The sequence below is a fragment of the Microbulbifer bruguierae genome (assembly GCF_029869925.1).
In the GTDB taxonomy this organism is placed as follows: Bacteria; Pseudomonadota; Gammaproteobacteria; order Pseudomonadales; family Cellvibrionaceae; genus Microbulbifer; species Microbulbifer bruguierae.
In genome coordinates this window covers 96,628-114,054 of sequence record NZ_CP118605.1, presented here as the reverse complement: position 1 = coordinate 114,054, position 17,427 = coordinate 96,628, and the positions used below count along the sequence as shown (strand labels likewise).

13 protein-coding genes and 3 tRNA genes are annotated in these 17,427 nt (G+C 57.3%); 7 read left to right on the top strand and 9 right to left on the bottom strand.

Annotated elements, in window-relative coordinates; translation table 11 throughout:
- Nucleotides 1-18: 18 nt before the first annotated feature.
- From pheT to PVT68_RS00470, 7 genes are all read right to left on the bottom strand, one after another.
- Nucleotides 19-2,403 carry a phenylalanine--tRNA ligase subunit beta gene (gene pheT / locus PVT68_RS00500; RefSeq protein WP_280320618.1) on the bottom strand — a complete coding sequence of 795 codons (2,385 nt, stop codon included), beginning with the start codon at nt 2,401-2,403 and terminating at the stop codon, nt 19-21.
- Between the two features lie 79 nt (nt 2,404-2,482).
- The gene (gene pheS, locus PVT68_RS00495) at nt 2,483-3,496 is read right to left on the bottom strand and encodes a phenylalanine--tRNA ligase subunit alpha (RefSeq protein WP_280320617.1); all 1,014 of its coding nucleotides are present in this window, start codon (nt 3,494-3,496) and stop codon (nt 2,483-2,485) included.
- Between the two features lie 225 nt (nt 3,497-3,721).
- On the bottom strand, nt 3,722-4,081 hold the full coding sequence (gene rplT, locus PVT68_RS00490) for a 50S ribosomal protein L20 (RefSeq protein WP_280320616.1): 360 nt from the start codon (nt 4,079-4,081) through the stop codon (nt 3,722-3,724).
- 36 nt (nt 4,082-4,117) lie between these two features.
- Entirely contained in the window at nt 4,118-4,312 is a 195-nt protein-coding gene (gene rpmI, locus PVT68_RS00485; RefSeq protein ID WP_280320615.1) for a 50S ribosomal protein L35, read from the bottom strand.
- A 143-nt stretch (nt 4,313-4,455) separates the two neighbouring features.
- The gene (infC, locus tag PVT68_RS00480) at nt 4,456-4,983 is read right to left on the bottom strand and encodes a translation initiation factor IF-3 (RefSeq protein WP_280320614.1); all 528 of its coding nucleotides are present in this window, start codon (nt 4,981-4,983) and stop codon (nt 4,456-4,458) included.
- Nucleotides 4,984-5,036: 53 nt separating this feature from the next.
- Complete coding sequence (gene thrS / locus PVT68_RS00475; protein ID WP_280320613.1) at nt 5,037-6,971, bottom strand: threonine--tRNA ligase; 1,935 nt, start codon at nt 6,969-6,971, stop codon at nt 5,037-5,039.
- A 115-nt stretch (nt 6,972-7,086) separates the two neighbouring features.
- A tRNA-Val gene (locus tag PVT68_RS00470) sits at nt 7,087-7,163 on the bottom strand.
- A gap of 344 nt (nt 7,164-7,507) precedes the next feature.
- Here PVT68_RS00470 and PVT68_RS00465 point away from each other — a divergent pair.
- The 5 genes from PVT68_RS00465 (at nt 7,508) to PVT68_RS00445 (ending at nt 12,685) form a co-directional block, all read left to right on the top strand.
- Nucleotides 7,508-8,941: a circularly permuted type 2 ATP-grasp protein gene (locus PVT68_RS00465; RefSeq protein ID WP_280320612.1), complete on the top strand. Its 1,434-nt coding sequence runs from the start codon at nt 7,508-7,510 to the stop codon at nt 8,939-8,941.
- The gene (locus PVT68_RS00460; protein ID WP_280320611.1) at nt 8,935-9,870 is read left to right on the top strand and encodes an alpha-E domain-containing protein; all 936 of its coding nucleotides are present in this window, start codon (nt 8,935-8,937) and stop codon (nt 9,868-9,870) included. Before PVT68_RS00465 ends, PVT68_RS00460 begins: the two co-directional genes overlap by 7 nt.
- Nucleotides 9,867-10,700, top strand: a complete 834-nt coding sequence (locus PVT68_RS00455) for a transglutaminase family protein (protein ID WP_280320610.1) — start codon at nt 9,867-9,869, stop codon at nt 10,698-10,700. Before PVT68_RS00460 ends, PVT68_RS00455 begins: the two co-directional genes overlap by 4 nt.
- Nucleotides 10,701-10,797: 97 nt before the next feature.
- Nucleotides 10,798-11,508: a proteasome-type protease gene (locus PVT68_RS00450; protein ID WP_280320609.1), complete on the top strand. Its 711-nt coding sequence runs from the start codon at nt 10,798-10,800 to the stop codon at nt 11,506-11,508.
- Nucleotides 11,509-11,644: 136 nt separating this feature from the next.
- The gene (locus PVT68_RS00445) at nt 11,645-12,685 is read left to right on the top strand and encodes a DMT family transporter (RefSeq protein ID WP_280320608.1); all 1,041 of its coding nucleotides are present in this window, start codon (nt 11,645-11,647) and stop codon (nt 12,683-12,685) included.
- A gap of 100 nt (nt 12,686-12,785) precedes the next feature.
- Here PVT68_RS00445 and uvrB read toward each other — a convergent pair whose 3' ends face one another.
- Nucleotides 12,786-14,795, bottom strand: a complete 2,010-nt coding sequence (gene uvrB, locus PVT68_RS00440; RefSeq protein WP_280320607.1) for an excinuclease ABC subunit UvrB — start codon at nt 14,793-14,795, stop codon at nt 12,786-12,788.
- Nucleotides 14,796-15,045: 250 nt separating this feature from the next.
- Between uvrB and PVT68_RS00435 the strand changes: the two genes are divergently transcribed.
- Nucleotides 15,046-15,121, top strand: a tRNA-Asn gene (locus PVT68_RS00435).
- 96 nt (nt 15,122-15,217) lie between these two features.
- A tRNA-Asn gene (locus tag PVT68_RS00430) sits at nt 15,218-15,293 on the top strand.
- An 82-nt stretch (nt 15,294-15,375) separates the two neighbouring features.
- Here the strand turns inward: PVT68_RS00430 and PVT68_RS00425 are convergent.
- On the bottom strand, nt 15,376-17,376 hold the full coding sequence (locus PVT68_RS00425) for a polysaccharide biosynthesis protein (RefSeq protein ID WP_280320606.1): 2,001 nt from the start codon (nt 17,374-17,376) through the stop codon (nt 15,376-15,378).
- Nucleotides 17,377-17,427 lie beyond the last annotated feature (51 nt).

Below are 17,427 nucleotides of genomic sequence, written 5' to 3'. Positions count from 1 at the left end.
CCCGGAGCGTAGACCGGGTTAACGCAGGCTGGCGTTATATTTTTGTTTTAACTCACCAACCACCGCTTCGATAGCGGCATTGATTTCTTCGTCAGTAAGGGTGCGCGAGGGATGCTGAAAGGTCAAGCCCATGGCGACACTTTTTCTATTAAAATCAATGCCTTTGCCCTGATAGACGTCAAAAATGTTGAAGTCTGTCAAAAATTCACCAGCGGCCTCCACCGCGGTCTGGGCAAGGTGCCCTACCGGGGTTTCCACATCGGCCAGCACGGCCAGGTCGCGGCGCACTTCCGGGAACTTGGACAGCGGTGCGAATGACGGAATCACCGCCTGCCCCATGGCGTCCAGGCTCAGCTCGAACAGGAAGGCGGCCTTGGGCAGATCGAATGCCTGCTGCAGCTGCGGATGCAGGGCACCAATAATCCCCACCGGTACGCCCTTGCGCAGTACCTGGGCGCACTGGCCGGGGTGCAGTGCGGGGTGTTTCGCCGGTGCGAAGGTGAATTCCCCTTCTGCCTCGTAGTGGGTCAGCAGTGCTTCCACGTCCGCTTTGATGTCGTAGAAATCCACCAGATCCTTGCCACCGGTCCAGCCTTCCGGCTGGCGAGTGCCGTAGATCAGGCCGGCAATCATGCGCTCTTGCTTCAGCTCTGCAACGGACTGACCCGGCACGAAACGCAGGCCTGTCTCGAACAGGCGCAGGCGATCCTGCTGACGATTCAGGTTGTATTGCAGCGCCTTGACCAGGCCTGCCATCAAGGTGGTGCGCATTACCGACAGTTCAGCGCTGATCGGGTTCTGCAGGGCCACTGGCTCCACATCCGGATCGAACTTGGCGGAGGACTCACTATCGATAAAGCTGAAGGTGATCGCTTCCTGATAGCCACGGGCCAGCAGGGTCTGCTCCAGGCGGGACTGGGCCACGGCCGCTTCCGCGCGGGGCACGATGTCCAGCGACGCTTTCATGCTCACGCTGGGGATACGGTTGTAGCCGTATACACGCGCCAGTTCTTCCAGCAGGTCGGCTTCGATAGCGATATCAAAACGGAAGCTGGGCACGAGGAAATTCCAGCCCTCTTCGCTTTCAGAAAGCTTTTCCAGACCCAGACGGGTAATGATGTCGACGATCTCCTCGTCTGAGAGGGCGATACCGAGGCCGGTTTTCACCCGCTCGCGGCGCAGTGTAATACGGCGCTCGGCAGGCATGGCTTCGGTGACTTCGCGCAGGTGTACCGGGCCCGGCTCACCGCCAACGATATCCAGCAGCAGCTGGGTGGCGCGTTCAACGGCTTTTTCCTGCAGTCGGTAGTCCACCCCGCGCTCGAAGCGGTGGGAGGAATCGGTGTGCAGTCCGTAAGAGCGCGCTTTACCGGCGATGGCCAGCGGACTGAAGAAGGCGCTTTCGAGGAAGATGTCTTTGGTGTTTTCGGTTACGCAGGAATCGAGACCACCCATGATGCCGGCGATGGCCAGGGGGCCCTTTTCGTCGGCGATTACCAGGGTATCGGACTTCAGTTCCACTTCCTGCGCGTCCAGCAGGGTCAGCTTTTCGCCCTGCTCCGCCATGCGCACAAAAATGCCGCCGCTCAGTTTGGCGAGGTCGAAGGCGTGCATGGGCTGGCCCAATTCCAGCAGAACATAGTTGGTAACGTCCACCACCGGGTCGATGCTGCGCACGCCACTGCGACGCAGGCGCTCCTGCATCCACAGGGGTGTGGTAGCGCTGATATCGATATTGCGGATAACGCGGCCTACATAGCGCGGGCAGGCGTCTTCGGCCAGCAGGGATACCGGCAGGCTGTCGTCGATACGTGGAGTGACGGCTTCAATGGAAGGCTCGGTTACCGCACAGCGGTTCAGTACACCCACTTCCCGTGCGATGCCGGCTACACCGAGGCAGTCGGAGCGGTTGGGGGTCAGGTCCACTTCGATGGTGCTGTCGTTCAGCAGCAGGTATTCACGCAGATCGGTGCCGGTGGGCGCGTCTGCGGGCAGTTCCCAGATGCCGTCGCTGTCGTCACCCAATTCCAGCTCGGTCTGGGCGCACAGCATGCCGAAGCTCTCGACACCGCGCAGCTTGGCTTTTTTGATTTTGAAGTCGCCGGGCAGCTTGGCGCCCACCAGGGCAAACGGGATCTTGATGCCGACGCGGGCATTCGGCGCGCCGCACACGACCTGCATTTCCCCTTCCGGGTGGCCTTTTACTTTACATACGCGCAGTTTGTCTGCGTCCGGGTGCTGTTCGCAGCCAACGATTTCGCCCACTACGACACCGGAAAATTCGCCAGCCACCGCTTCTACTGCGTCCACTTCCAGACCTGCCATGGTGATCTGGTCGGCCAGCTGTTGTGCTGTCAGGTCCGGGTTTACCCACTCCCGCAACCATGCGTTGCTGAATTTCATAATCGTTCTCTAATTCTGAATTCTGTTTTGCGCTTTGCGCGGTTCGCCTGCAAGGCAGGCTCCTACATGGTGGATTCGCTTAGAACTGCTTCAGGAAGCGCAGGTCGTTGTCGAAGAACAGGCGCAGGTCGTTCACGCCGTAGCGCAGCATGGCCATGCGCTCGACACCGAGGCCGAAGGCGAAACCGGAGTATTTTTCGCTGTCGATATCGCAGGAGGCGAATACGTTCGGGTGCACCATGCCGCAGCCGAGAATTTCCAGCCAGCCGGTGCCGGAACACACGCGGCAGCCTTCGCCACCGCAGTTGGTGCACTGGATGTCCGCCTCAGCGGAGGGCTCGGTAAACGGGAAGTATGACGGGCGGAAGCGCACCGGTACGTCCGCTTCAAAGAAGGCCTTGAGGAACTGGTCGATACAGCCTTTCAGGTCCGCAAAGCTCACGCCTTCATCAATCACCAGACCTTCCACCTGGTGGAACATGGGCGAATGGGTGACGTCGGAATCACAGCGGTACACGCGGCCCGGGCAGATGATGCGCAGGGGCGGGTTGGTTTTTTCCATGGTGCGGATCTGCACCGAAGAGGTGTGCGTGCGCAGTACCGTGGTCGGGTCGATATAGAAGGTATCGTGCATCGCGCGCGCCGGGTGATGCGCGGGGATGTTCAGGGCTTCAAAGTTGTAATAGTCACCTTCGACCTCAGGCCCCTGCTCTACGGAAAAGCCGAGACGCTGGAAGATTTCTTCAATGCGGCGCAGGGTGCGGGTGATGGGGTGCATGCTGCCCTGCTCTTCACCGCGCCCGGGCAGGGTAACGTCGATGGTTTCCTTGGCCAGCTTTTCCTCGATGGCGGCCTTCTCCATCGCTTCGCGACGGGCATTGATGGCGGCCTGCACTTGCTGCTTGGCTTCGTTGATCTTGGCTCCCGCGGCCGGGCGCTCTTCGGCAGACAGTTTGCCGAGGCCTTTCAGCAATGCGGTGAGCGGGCCTTTTTTACCGAGGTAATCTACCCGCACCTGATCCAGTGCCGCCAGGTCACTGGCTTCTTCTACCAGCGCAAGTGCCTGTTCGGTGAGGGATTGCAATTCTTGCATTGAAACCTTCTCGTTCTGATCGATGAGTGACAACTAATAAAGTTTTTATTCGCAGCCGTACGTAGCTAGCAACAAGCAACAAAATGTAACTAGCGGATAGTAACGGACGGATGCGTTCAGAATTCTTGCAAAGCAGATAAAAAAATAGGGAAGAGCCGTACAGCCCTTCCCTATTTTCAATGCATAAACCAGCCCTCACGGGCCAGTTCATTCTGCAGGCGCTAATTAAGCTGCCAGGGCTGCCTTGGCTTTTTCAACTACGGCAGCAAAAGCGGCTTTGTCGTATACCGCCAGATCAGCCAGAACACGGCGATCCAGGGCGATATCCGCCTTTTTCAGGCCAGCAATCAGTCGGCTGTAGCTCATGCCTTCAGCGCGGGACTGGGCGTTGATACGCGTGATCCACAGAGCGCGGAAGTTACGCTTCTTGACGCGACGGTCGCGGTAAGCGTACTGACCAGCTTTGATGACTGCCTGCTTGGCTACGCGGAATACGCGAGAACGCGCACCGTAGTAACCTTTAGCCTGCTTCAGAATTTTCTTGTGACTGCGACGCGCCACTACACCACGTTTAACACGGGCCATAAATCTATCCTCTTAAACCTTTGTGACTGGAGCCAATTACTTGGCGCGCAGCATACGATCGACCAAACCAGCATCAGACTTGTTCATAGTCTGAGTGCCGCGCAGCTGACGCTTACGCTTGGTGGACATCTTGGTGAGGATGTGGCTCTTGTTCGCGTGCTTGTGCTTGTAGCCCGAAGCCGTCTTCTTGAAGCGCTTGGCAGCGCCACTGTGTACTTTTGCTTTCGGCATTTTGTACTCCAAAGTAAATAATGACCCACGAGTGGGCTTAGTTAATTGGCCACAGGCCGAAACCTGGGGCTATGCGGGAGTGAGAAGGCAGCCGTCGCCCGACCACATCCCGAAAAGAAGACTCAAATATTGCTATTTGGGTCTTACTTTTTCTTTTTACTGGGCGCGATGACCATGATCATCTGACGGCCTTCCATTTTCGGCCGCTGCTCCACAGTACCCAGCTCCTCGAGATCTTTCTCGATACGCTGCATCATTTCCATCCCCAGCTCCTGGTGGGCCATTTCGCGGCCGCGGAAGCGCAGGGATACTTTTGCCTTGTCGCCGTCTTCCAGGAAGCGGGTCAGGGCGCGCAGTTTGATCTGGTAGTCGCCGATATCGGTACCGGGACGGAACTTCATTTCCTTGATCTGCTGCTGCTTTTGTTTCTTCTTAGCCGCATTTTTAGCCTTTTTGGCCTCAAATACATGCTTGCCATAGTCCATGATCTTACAGACTATGGGATCGGAGTCCGGTGCAATTTCAACGAGATCCAGGCTGGCTTTCTGCGCTGCTTCCAGTGCTTCTTCCAGCGTAACAATTCCTACCTGTTCACCATCCGCACCAATCAACCGCAGCTGAGAAACCTCAATCTGATCGTTAATGCGGGCCTTCTTGGACCGTGCTTTCATATCTCGTTTAATAACGCTCGTCTCCAGTTACCTAAAAAAGCTATCGGGGGCGCTTAGTCTTGCGCGCCCGCAATAGAAGGACGGCCGCGGCGCTCCACGTCCTGGCGGATCAGATCAAGGAAAGACTCATAGGTCATGGTTCCAAGATCCTCACCACTGCGCGTGCGCACGGCGACCGTCTGGTTTTCCACTTCCTTATCGCCGATGACCAGCAGATAAGGGACACGCTGAAGCGTGTGCTCGCGGATTTTAAAGCCGATCTTCTCGTTTCTCAAGTCAGCAGCGGCGCGGAAACCTTCCGCACCCAGCTTGGACTCAAGGTTTTTACAATATTCTGCCTGGCGATCGGTGATATTCAGCACCGCAACCTGCTGGGGCGCGAGCCAGGTCGGGAAAGCGCCTTCGTAGTTCTCGATCAGAATGCCGATAAAGCGCTCGAAGGACCCAAGGGTCGCGCGGTGCAGCATTACCGGCGTCTGACGGGATCCATCTTCCGCCACATACTGGGCGTCGAGGCGACCCGGCATGGAGAAATCCACCTGAATAGTACCGCACTGCCATACGCGGCCAAGGCAGTCCTTCAGGGAGAATTCGATCTTGGGCCCGTAGAAGGCGCCCTCGCCCGGCAGTTCTTCCCACGGCAGGCCAGCAGCATCCAGCGCATCCGCCAGTGCTTTCTCGGCCTTGTCCCAGCTTTCTTCGGAACCGACCCGCTGTTCAGGACGAGTAGATAAACGATAGATCACTTCGTCGAAGCCGAAGTCCTTATACACCGCGTGCAGCAGGTCCATGAACTCGGATACTTCGGATTGAATCTGGTCTTCGGTACAGAAGATGTGGCCATCGTCCTGTACGAAACCGCGCACGCGCATCAGACCGTGCAGGGAGCCAGAGGGCTCGCTGCGGTGACAGGAACCGAATTCCGCCAGGCGCAGCGGCAGGTCGCGGTAGCTGCGCAGGCCCTGGTTGAACACCTGCACATGGCAGGGGCAGTTCATCGGCTTGATGGCAAACTGACGCTCTTCGCTGGTCAGGGTGAACATGCCGTCAGCAAATTTTTCCGCGTGACCGGACTTCTGCCACAGAGAGATATCCACCAGCTGCGGGGTCTTGATCTCTTTATAGCCGCGCTCGCGCTGGCGGCTGCGCATGTACTGCTCCACCGTGCTGTACACGGTCCAGCCATTGGGGTGCCAGAACACCATTCCCGGCGCCTCTTCCTGGATATGGAACAGGTCGAACTTCTTCGCCAGCTTGCGGTGATCGCGCTTTTCCGCCTCGGCAATACGGTGCAGATACGCCTTGAGCTCTTTCTTGTTAGCCCAGGCAGTACCGTATACACGGGTCAGCATTTCGTTTTTGGCATCGCCGCGCCAGTAGGCACCGGCCACTTTGGTCAACTTGAACGCCTTGAGCTTGCCGGTTGACGGCACGTGCGGGCCACGGCACAGGTCTTCAAAGTCGCCCTGGCGATACAGGGAGATATCTTCATTGGTGGGAATGCTGGCGATAATTTCCGCCTTGTATTCCTCACCCATTTCGCGGAAGTATTTCACCGCTTCATCGCGCGGCAGCAGGCGGCGATTGACCGGAAGATCTTCCTTGGCCAACTCTTCCATACGCGCTTCGATCTTCTCGAGATCTTCCGGCGTGAACTGGCGCTCGTAGGCGAAATCGTAATAGAAGCCGTCTTCGATCACCGGACCGATGGTAACCTGGGCACCGGGATAGAGCTGCTTAACCGCCTGGGCCAGCAGGTGCGCGGTGGAGTGACGGATGATTTCCAGCCCTTCCGGCTGGCGCTCGGTCACAATCGCCAGCTCGGCGTCGTGATCGATAACAAAACTGGTATCCACTTCCTTACCGTCAACGACACCCGCCAGCGCAGCTTTGGCCAGACCGGGACCAATATCATTGGCAACGTCAAATACGGAAACAGGATTGGAGAATTCGCGACGGGAACCGTCAGGGAGGGTGACGACAGGCATTGCACTTCCTTTTCTATCAGTGGCGATCCCTACGAAAGACCGCTTGATTCACTTGGGTGATGACGGGCGATTTTGCCCTGTGCAGACTACCTATAAAAAGTACCCTGCAGAAAAGTGGTAGACCCGAGCAGACTCGAACTGCTGACCTCTGCCATGTCAAGGCAGCGCTCTAACCAACTGAGCTACGGGTCTATAAAGTGGCAGACTGGGGATGCACCCCGCTGCAGAGGTCGCGAACTTTAGCACCGCCTTTGAGGCAATTCAACAATTCAAATAGAGTTTTTTGGCGCCAAAATTTCCAATGCTCGGTTCACGCTGAAAATATGTACACACGACCGTTCTGCGCACCAGGAGCGCACTGGTTTGGGGCGAGATGGCGCGATAGTTCACATAGGCACACCGCCAAAACGGCACCGCGGAGCGCAACGGCCGCCATCACCCCCAATATTGGGCAAAACCACGCACTCCGTTGAGGCGCAAGCACTGGCACGGCGCTTGCTATTTTATCCATGCCATACATAAAAACGGATTCACGGATGACTGAGATCCCAGCAGTAGCCCCAGGGCTATACGATGAAATGCTGCGCGGTGAAGGCGCCCGCGCGCACTATCAGGCCTACCTCGACTGGCTGAAAAAAACACCCGATGCCACGCTTGAGCAGAAGCACCGGGAGGCAGACACCCTCTTCCGCCGCTTCGGCATCACCTTCAATGTTTACGGTGAAGAGGAAGGCACCGAGCGCCTGATTCCCTTCGACCTGATCCCCCGCATCATACCCGCCGATGAATGGCAGAAACTGGAACTGGGGTTGCGCCAGCGGGTCTCCGCGCTGAACCGGTTTTTGCACGACATTTATCACGACCAGGAAATTTTGAAAGCGGGCATCATCCCGGCGGAACAGGTGCTGACCAACCAGCAGTTTCAGGTCGCCATGCTCGGCGTCGATCTTCCCGGGGAAACCTACGCCCATATAACCGGTGTCGACCTGATTCGCGCAAGCGATGGAGAGTACTACGTGCTGGAGGACAACCTCCGCACCCCGTCGGGCGTGTCGTACATGCTCGAAAACCGCAAAATGATGATGCGACTGTTCCCCGAGCTGTTTCTGTCCCAGAGCGTGGCGCCGGTAGAACACTACCCGAACCTGTTACTGGATACGCTGCAAAGCGCTATTGAGGCAGACAGCCCCTGCGTGGTGGTGCTGACACCCGGGCGCTACAACAGCGCCTTCTTTGAACACGCGTTCCTGGCTCAGCAAATGGGTGTTCCGCTGGTAGAGGGTGCTGACCTGTTTGTGCAGAAGGGCTGCGTGTTCATGCGCACCACTACCGGCTCCCGCCGCGTGCACGTCATTTACCGGCGTATTGACGACGCCTTTCTCGATCCACTGGCGTTCAACCCGGACTCCATGCTGGGGGTTCCGGGACTACTGTCTGTCTATCGCGATGGCAATGTGATTCTTGCCAATGCCCTGGGTACCGGGGTGGCCGATGACAAGTCCATCTACCCCTATGTACCGGATATGATCCGTTTTTACCTGGACGAAACCCCAATCCTCAACAACGTGCCTACCTGGCAATGCCGCAAGGAAGAAGACCTGAACCACGTCCTGGAAAATCTCCACGAATTAGTGGTGAAAGAAGTGCACGGTGCGGGCGGTTACGGCATGCTCATCGGTCCCAAGGCCAGCCGCGACGAGATCGAGCAGTTTCGTCAGCTTCTGCAGCAGAACCCGGCCAACTACATCGCCCAGCCCACCCTGTGCCTCTCCACCTGCCCCACCATGGTGGCGGAAGGCATAGCGCCCCGGCATATTGACCTGCGCCCCTTTGTGCTTACCGGCCGGGAAATCCGGCTGGTGCCCGGCGGACTCACCCGTGTGGCCCTGCGGGATGGGTCCCTGGTGGTCAATTCCTCCCAGGGCGGTGGCACCAAAGACACCTGGGTACTGGAGGGCAGCCCATGTTAAGTCGTACAGCAAACAATATTTACTGGATGGCACGCAGCCTCGAACGCGCAGAAAACATGACGCGCCTACTGGATGTCAGCCACAACATGGCCCTGATGCCAAATTCCCGGGGCGGCCAACAGGAACTTCTGGCACCGCTCTCGATTACCGGTCGCCGGGATCAGTTTCACGCCCGCCACGACAAGGTAAGCACCGAAGCGCTGCTGGAATTTTTTCTGTTCGATGAGAGTAATGACGGCTCTATTTTCAGCTGTATTCAGCTGGCCAGGGCAAACGCCCACAGCGTGCGCGACCGGCTTTCGGCGGAGGCCTGGGAAAGTATCAATACCACCTGGCTGGAACTGCGTCATCGCCGCCATCGCAGTATCAACCACGAGGGGGTCAAAGGGCTGTTCGACTGGATCAAACAGCGCTCCCATGAATTTCGCGGCGCAGCCTACGGCACCATGCTGCACAACGATGCCTTCCTGTTCATGCGCCTGGGTACGTTTATCGAGCGGGCCGACAACACAGCGCGTATTCTGAACGCCAAGCTGGAAGTCATGGCCGGCGAGCGCGACAGCAATCAGGCCATCGATTTTTACCAGTGGAACGCGCTACTGCAGAGCCTGGGCGCCTATGAGGCCTATCACTACAGCTACACCGGTGGCCTTTCCGCCCGCAACGTCACCGAGCTGCTTATTTTATCCGCGCAACTTCCGCGCTCGCTGCGCTATTGCGTGGGCGCCATCATGGAGCAACTGTCGTCCATCGAGGGCAGCCAGGGACTCGCGGCCAAGCGCCTGTGTTCAGAACTGCATGCGCGACTCCAATACGGTGAAGTGGACTACATTCTGGAGTTCGGCCTGCACGACTATCTCAACGATTTACTACGACGCATCAACACCATCGGCGATGAAATTCATCGCAGCTACTGGGAAGGCGCATGATACTCAATATCGATCACGTAACGGATTTTTCCTACGACGCCGAAGTCACCCACAGCATCCAGCATCTGCGCCTCACGCCGCGGCAACGGAACGGCCAAAAAATATTGAATTGGAAACTGGAAACACCCGGCACGCTGTACAAAACCACCGATGCCTATGGCAACCTGATGCATATCTGCACCGTCGACCAGCCACATCGAGGTATCAACATTCGCGCCCAGGGCACCGTCGAAATCAGTGAAGAAGAGATACCGGAAAGTGAAAACCGGGTGCCTCCCGAGGTGTTTTTACGCAGTACGCCCCTGACGGAAATCAGTGAAGCCATGCGTGAATTCACCCGCGGTTTCACCACTACCAACGACCAGTCGCCTGAGCGCCAGCAGCTGATCGAACTGATGACGGCACTCCTTGAACGCATTCCCTACCGCCCCGGTATGACCCACGTGCAAACCAGCGCGGCGGATGCCTTTGCGCAGGGCTTCGGCGTTTGCCAGGATCACAGCCACATATTTATCGCCTGCTGCCGCTGCCTGCAGATCCCCGCACGCTATATCAGCGGCTACCTGCACACCGGGGATGACCAGCACATCGCCAGTCACGCCTGGGTGGAGGCCTGGGTTGAAAATGCCTGGTTCAGTTTCGATGTCAGCAACGGGCTTGCCAGTAATATTCACCACCTGAAACTGGCGCACGGGGTGGACTATCTGGATGCATCCCCGGTGCGCGGTGTGCGCTGGGGTGGAGGCAATGAAAGTATGCGCGCCTATGCCCTGGTGGATCAGGTCGACCAGCGACAGTCGGTACAACAAGCCCAGCAGACCCAGCAGTAGTAATCCGCTTCATGACAAGCCCCAAACCCCGTGCTATGTTCCTGCGGCGTTTTTTGCATTTTTTATCGTAGTAGTCGTTTTTGCAGACAGGGATTCCATGACGTATTGCATTGCCATGTGGCTGAACGAGGGGCTGATTTTTGCCTCAGATACCCGCACCAACGCCGGTGTTGATCAGATTGCCAGCTTCCGCAAAATGCACCTGTTTCAACAGCCGGGAGCGCGCTGCTTTGCCCTGCTGACCTCCGGCAACCTGGCCACCTCCCAAAACCTGGTCAGCCGACTGCGCTCGCAGCTCGAAAACGACGAACAACCCAACCTGTATAACGCCGGCAATATGTTTGAGGCGGCAGAAATTGTGGGTGAACAGATCAAGGCGATCATCGCCCACAATACCAAGGGGCAACAGAATGCCGGGGTGGATTTCGGCTGCCACGTACTGTTCGGCGGCCAGATCGAAGGCGAGCCACCGCGGCTTTACCATATCTATCCGGAAGGCAACTTTATCGAGGCCACGGAAGACACCCCCTATTTCCAGATCGGCGAAAGCAAATACGGCAAACCGATTCTCGACCGTATCATCCGCCACGACACCAACCTCCATCAGGCGATGAAATGCGCACTGATTTCTTTCGACTCCACCATGCATTCCAACCTGTCGGTGGGCATGCCACTGGACGTGGCGGTTTACCGCAATGACGCCCTAGAACTGAGCAGTGAGCGCATCCAGGAGAACGATGGTTATTTCCAGCGATTGCGGGAATCCTGGAGTACCGGAATCCGGCAACTGTTCAACGACCTGCCCTAGCATCGACTACCGGTAATGTCAGACTTGCCGCCGGGAACCTGCCCCGGCATTTCGCGCGGCCCTTTCCGCGCCCGGAATCAGACATTATCATCTGCCCCCAAAATGGATTTACCCCGCCCGCTTTATAAGGATTTTCGTGTTAACCCCGCCATCTCCATCGACACCGTTGTGGCACAACGGCTATGTGCTTGCGTTTGGCTCCGCCGCGCTTTTTTCGATCAAAGCCATTTTTATCAAGCTGGCGTATCGCTACGGCGTGGATGTGGACACCTTCATCCTGTTGCGAATGTCACTGGCGCTGCCGTTTTACCTGGCCATTATTTTTACCCTCCACAGAAGTGATCATTGGCAACCGGTAACACAGCGCACACTGCTGCAAGTGGTTGTGCTCGGGCTGTGTAGTTACTACCTGGCCAGTTACCTGGATTTGCAGGGGCTGCGCTATATCAGCGCCAACTTCGAGCGCCTGATCATCTACCTCTACCCCACACTGGTCCTGTTTCTGGGCTGGGCATTTCTCGGCCGCCGTATCTCTATGCGGCAGAGTCTGTGCATACTCTGTGCTTACGGGGGAATTCTGCTGATTTTCTGGCAGGATCAGGGATTTACGACCGGTGTAGCGACGCCGGGATGGGTGAATCTCTCCCCTCTCAGCTGGGGGGCGCTGCTGACGTTCGGCAGCGCGCTGTCGTTTGCCATATATGTGGCCTTTAGCGAAAACGTAATTCGCACACTGGGCAGCCGCCAGTTTACGGCGCTGGCGATGATTGCCGCGAGCGCGGCGATTGCCCTGCACGTTCTCACCAGGGGAGACCTGTCCCGGTTGCAGCAACCCTGGCCGGTTTACGGTTACGCCCTCACCGTCGCCTTTGTCTGCACCGTGATGCCATCACTGATGATGAGCGCCGCAATCCAGAAAATTGGCTCCGCCACCACCGGTGCCATCGGCACCACCGGCCCCATAGTAACCCTGCTGTCCGCGGCCTGGGTTCTCGGAGAGCCGTTTGGTGTCATGCACTTGATTGGAATGGGCGTCATCATCGCCAGTCTGCTGATGATGAAAAAGCCAGCAGCTAAGACTGCAGCCCCGATGGTGGAGGAAGGGAAAGACGACGCCGGGGGAGTAAAAGGCGAAGCCAGGACCGGCCAGGACCTCGCAAGTGCCTCGAAAGACTAAAAGTTTTCGGGGCACTTCACGTTAACCGGCATCGCTCCGCCACCGCCGGATTCCTCCGGTGATCGTGGTACAGCTTGCCGGCAGGATCAGTCAGGCGCTTTTATTCAGGTTCTTTCAGCCGCGAGATTTCATCGCGCAACTTCGCTGCCGCCTCGAACTCCAGGTTCTTGGCGTGGTTGTACATCTGCTCTTCCAGCTCCTCAATTCTGCTCCAGCGCTGCTGGTCCGTAAGCGGCTTCTGGTCCGCCTTGTACTCGCCGCCCTTCTCCGCCACCTTACGGCGGCCACGTCCGGGCACGCCCGGTGCAATGGCCCCCTCCAGGATATCCGCGACACTTTTGTGGATACCTTTAGGAATAATTCCGTGCTCGGCGTTATGCGCTACCTGTTTTTCACGACGGCGCTGGGTTTCATCCAGCGCCCGCCGCATAGAGTCGGTAATTTTGTCGGCGTACAGTATCGCCCGGCCCTCCAGATTCCGCGCAGCGCGACCGATGGTCTGGATGAGTGAGCGATCGGAGCGCAGGAAGCCCTCTTTATCGGCGTCGAAGATCGCCACCAAGGCCACCTCAGGCATATCCAGCCCTTCCCTCAACAGGTTGATACCCACCAGTACATCGAACTCACCGATCCGCAGGTCGCGAATGATCTCCACCCGTTCCACGGTATCGATGTCGGAATGCAGGTAGCGCACCCGCACGTCGTTGTCCCGCAGGTACTCGGTCAGGTCCTCCGCCATGCGTTTGGTGAGCACGGTAATGAGCACCCGCTGTTCCGCCGCAACACAGCGGCGGATTTCCGATAAGGTATCGTCTACCTGGGTGGCCGCCGGCCGCACTTCCACCTCGGGATCCACCAGGCCGGTGGGGCGAACCACCTGCTCCACGACCGCACCGGCGTGTTCTCCCTCGTACTTCCCGGGGGTGGCAGATACGAAAATGGTTTGCGGAGACAGATGCTCCCACTCTTCAAACTTGAGCGGGCGATTATCCAGCGCGGACGGCAGCCGGAAACCATATTCCACCAGGGTTTCCTTGCGCGAGCGGTCGCCGCGGTACATGCCACCGATCTGGGGCACGGTCACATGACTCTCATCGATAAACAGCAGTGAGTCATGGGGCAGATAATCGAACAATGTGGGCGGGGGCTGTCCGGGGTCGCGCCCGGAGAGATAACGGGAATAGTTTTCCACCCCGTTGCAGTACCCCAGTTCCTGCATCATTTCCAGGTCGTAGCGCGTACGCTGCTCCAGGCGTTGCGCCTCCAGCAACTTGTTGTTGTCGCGCAACTGCTCGAGACGGTCCTTGAGCTCATCCTTGATCTGGTCGATGGCGTCGAGAATCGTCTCACGCGGTGTGACGTAGTGGGACTTCGGGAAAATCGTGATACGCGGCACCTTCTGCAGCACCTCTCCGGTCAGCGGATCGAACAGCGTGATTTCCTCGATCTCTTCGTCGAACAGCGACAGGCGCACCGCCTCCAGATCGGAATCTGCGGGATAGATATCGATAATGTCCCCACGTACCCGGTAGGTAGCGCGGCGGAAATCCGCATCATTGCGGGTGTACTGCAATTCGGCGAGGCGGCGCAGGATGGTACGCTGGTCGACGATGTCTCCCCGATCCAGATGCAGGACCATTTTGAGGTACTTGTCCGGATCGCCCAGACCATAAATGGCGGAAACGGTCGCCACCACAATGACGTCCTTGCGCTCGATCAACGCCTTGGTAGCGGACAGACGCATCTGCTCGATGTGCTCGTTGACCGAGGCATCCTTCTCGATAAAGGTGTCCGAAGACGGCACATAGGCTTCCGGCTGGTAGTAGTCGTAATATGAAACAAAATATTCCACGGCATTCTTGGGGAAAAATTCTTTCAGTTCCCCGTACAGCTGCGCCGCCAGTGTCTTGTTGTGTGCCATCACGATGGCCGGCCGCTGCACCCGCGCAATCACATTGGCCATGGTGAAGGTCTTGCCGGAGCCGGTTACCCCCAACAACGTCTGGTGTGCCAGACCGTCGTTCACGCCCTCCACCAGCGCTTCGATTGCGGCCGGCTGGTCACCCGCCGGCTCGTATTTACTCGCCACCTGAAACGGCCGCGTCTCCATAAGCTGCTACCTGTTTGCCTTTTTGCCCCGCCTGGGCTTGTGAGGGGGAAATTGTAGGCGCTGCAGCGGCAGCACGACAAATGTACCCTCTCCAGCCCTGGGGCCGCGCTGATACAGCCGGCGAGAAAATAAACACTGAAAAATCAATAGGTTATTTTTGAACACAGAGGGGTTGACCTGCCCAAAGGTGCTCTATAAGATACGCGCCATCTGACCGACACGGCATACGCCAGACTGATCAGACACCGATTCCGCCTTAGCTCAGTTGGTAGAGCAAATGACTGTTAATCATTGGGTCGCTGGTTCGAGCCCAGCAGGCGGAGCCAAATTTAAGAACCCCGTAGATCGAATCGATTACGGGGTTTTTATTTAGAACGGACGCGCTTGCGCGACTCTGCTCAGCCGTCGTTCAACCAAAAAATTCCGCCTTAGCTCAGTTGGTAGAGCAAATGACTGTTAATCATTGGGTCGCTGGTTCGAGCCCAGCAGGCGGAGCCAAATAAAGAAAACCCCGCACCTGTAAAGGTCGCGGGGTTTTTCTTTTGTGGGGCGATTATCACTACGGGGCAGGTAAGAGCCGCTACATTTGTGGTGTTTCCCCGGTCAGGCGCTGAACCTTGCTGCGCCCGGCAATCGCAAGCCGTGTCACCTCTGCCCCCTCTGTCAATACAGGCAACCGGCGGGTATCGCCGCCCTCTTCTAGCATCTGCGACCACACCACATCCAGCAGGTCCTGTTTCGGCGCATAGTCTTTCACCGATGCCAGCAACAGCCTGTGTACCGCTTCGCAATCCTGCCTGACACAAGCCTCTTTTAAATCGCCAATGATGAGCTGAAGCTTCTCGCTGGACAGCCGCTCTTCTTCTGCGCGCATGATCATCGGGTGGTCAGTGCCCGAAACCTTGTCCCCAAGCAACAATTCTTCATACAGTTTTTCCCCGGGGCGCAAGCCGCTTATCTGGATCTCGATATCCCCGTCGGGATTCGCTTCATCCCGCACGGTATGCCCCATGATCTGAATCAGGCGCCGGGCGATATCCAGAATCCGCACCGGCTCACCCATATCCAACACGAACACTTCGCCATTGCGCCCCATGCTGCCCGCCTGAAGGACCAGCTGCGCCGCCTCTGGAATGGTCATAAAGAAGCGGGTCACTTTGGGGTGTGTCACCGTCACCGGACCACCGGCATTGATTTGATCGGTGAACAAGGGAATGACCGAGCCAGACGAGCCCAGCACATTGCCGAAACGCACCATACAAACCCGGGTACGCCCGAAGCGACGACCAAAATCCTGGCAGATTAATTCCGCCAGGCGCTTGGTCGCCCCCATCACGTTGGTGGGGCGCACCGCCTTGTCGGTAGAAACCAGCACAAACTGCTCGACACCGGATACTTCCGCAGCCTCCAACACCGCCAGGGTTCCCAACACATTGTTTTCTGCCCCGACGACCACATTCTGCTCCACCATCGGCACATGCTTGTATGCCGCGGCATGGTAGATGGTGTGCACCTGAAAAGACTGCAGAACTTCCATCACCCTGGCCCGGTTGCGCACGTCTCCCAACAGCGCGGTCACTTCCACAAGAAGATTTTCATCCAGTTTCTGCTGACGCAATTCACGCTCAATCTGGTAGAGGGAGAATTCAGAGGCTTCGAGCATGATCAACTTTGCCGGCTCCCACTGAACGATCTGGCGACAAAGCTCAGAACCGATGGAGCCTCCCGCCCCGGTCACCAACACCACCTTGCCGGCGATGGACGCGGAAATCAGTTCTTTTTGCGGCTCTACCGGTGCGCGACCCAGAATGTTCTCGTAAATCTGGGATATATCGGAAACCCGACCGGCACTATCCACCAGCTCTTCCATTCCGGGAATCACTTTTACCACAACGCCCCGCTCACGTAGATTGCGGGTAATTTCCCGTCGCCGAAGTTTTGGGACGCCGGGCATGGCCAACAACACCTCTGAAATATCCCGCTCCGCGATCACCTCGTGGATATTGCTCGGGCTGTAAACCAATACACCGTCAATCAGGGTATTCTGTTTCGACGCATTGTCATCAAAAAATGCGACCGTTTTATACATTTCCCCATGGATAAGCCCCTTATACAGCTGCAGGCCAGCAGTGCCAGCACCGTAAATCGCCACCCGGGTCTTGTGTATTTCCAGTGCCATCTGATAATAAATTCGCACCAACCAGCGCGAACCGCCAACGGCAATCAACGCAAAGCACCAGTAGATAACCGGAACCGAACGGGGAACACCTGCGTAAGTGAGATAGGAAGCGACGGCAAGCACCACCGCGGAGGCCGTCACCCCCTGAAGCACAGCGACCAGCGCCTGCTGGCCCATGTAGCGGATGACCGTGCGGTACAAACCCAGGCGAAGAAAAATGAAACTGCTGGAAACCAGTGTCATCCCCAGGCAGAGTGCCATCGCTGGCTGAGTAATCAGTCCCGCGCCGTTAAAGCGAATATTCATCGCCAGTAGGAACGCGGCGGTCAATATCAACAGGTCATAGCACAGCATCAATACTGGCTTGTAGTTCTTTTGTGCGGCTCTATAAAAGCGCTTCACCACGCCCCCAATGCATTCCTTGCCTGGACTCTTTCACCCACCATTAAAGTG